The 852-nt window shown below is 68.2% G+C and carries 2 pseudogenes; both read left to right on the top strand.

Going from position 1 to position 852, the window contains the following annotated elements:
• Positions 1 to 191, top strand: a pseudogene (locus tag JCM19049_RS21515) (hypothetical protein); the annotation flags it as partial.
• A 2-nt stretch (positions 192 to 193) separates the two neighbouring features.
• Positions 194 to 852: pseudogene (gene ruvB / locus JCM19049_RS15930) on the top strand (Holliday junction branch migration DNA helicase RuvB); the annotation flags it as partial.

Genomic DNA, 852 nt, shown 5'->3' with positions numbered 1-852 from the left:
CCGGGCACCGCCGGGGTGTGGGAACCGCAGGTCATCGAGGCGCTCACCGGTCTGGCTGGACCGAGAAGGACGCGAAGAACACCCTGGGCAAGCTGGCCAAGGCCTCCCCGGAAATCGTGGAAACCGGCAACGTGCCCGAAATCCTGCGCGCGGCCCTGCGCAGCATGTCCACCGGCGCCCGCGCCCGATAGGAATACAGCTAGGAACATGGCGTGAACGATTCCACCAAACTCACCGACGCTCCAGCGGTGCCGAGGAACGCACCCTGGAGGCGGCACTGCGCCCGCGCAACTTCGACGACTTCGTCGGGCAGTCGCGGGTGCGCCAGCAGCTGTCCATGGTGCTGGAGGCCGCCCGCATCCGCGAACGCACCGCCGACCACGTGCTGCTCTCCGGCCCCCCGGGGCTGGGCAAGACCACCTTGTCGATGATCATCGCCTCGGAAATGAACGCCCCGCTGCGCATCTCCTCCGGCCCGGCCATCCAGCACGCCGGGGATTTGGCCGCGATCCTCTCCTCGCTGACAGAGGGGGAGGTGCTGTTCCTGGACGAGATCCACCGCATGTCCCGCCCGGCCGAGGAAATGCTGTACATGGCCATGGAGGACTTCCGCGTGGACATCATCGTGGGCAAGGGGGCCGGGGCCACCTCCATTCCGCTGGAGCTGCCGCCGTTCACCCTGGTCGGGGCCACCACCCGCGCCGGGCTGCTGCCCGGCCGCTGCGTGACCGGTTCGGGTTCACCGGCACCTGGAGTTCTACACGGTCGACGAACTGGAACTGGTGCTGCGCCGCTCGGCGATGATGCTGGATTTGGCCGTCACCTCCACCGCGTTCACCGAAATCGCCTCCC

This window comes from Arthrobacter sp. JCM 19049, from assembly GCF_001310435.1.
This window is presented reverse-complemented; position numbering and strand designations above follow the sequence as displayed.